1 protein-coding gene is annotated in these 229 nt (G+C 75.5%); it reads left to right on the forward strand.

Features of this window, described 5'->3' with window-relative positions; all coding sequences use genetic code 11:
• On the forward strand, positions 1 to 229 hold a 229-nt coding region (locus ACQG3P_RS25595; RefSeq protein WP_426806609.1), incomplete at both ends, for an SDR family NAD(P)-dependent oxidoreductase.

Below are 229 nucleotides of genomic sequence, written 5' to 3' on the forward strand. Positions count from 1 at the left end.
CGCGCAGGGCACCCCGCTGGCGGTGATGACCCGGGCCGAAGGGCCGCGCCGCCTGTCCAGCCTGCACGGCGCGTTCCTGTGCAGCAAGCCCGCACTGCCGGCGCTGCGCGCGCAGGCCGGCGGGTCAATCAACAACATCGCCTCCACCCGCGCCGGGCAGTCCGAGCCGGACAGCGAAGCCGATGCGGCGGCGAAGGGTGGGCGGGTGGCGTTTACCCACGCGCTGGCG

The organism is Stenotrophomonas sp. SrG, from assembly GCF_050031795.1.
Taxonomy (GTDB): Bacteria; Pseudomonadota; Gammaproteobacteria; order Xanthomonadales; family Xanthomonadaceae; genus Stenotrophomonas; species Stenotrophomonas rhizophila_A.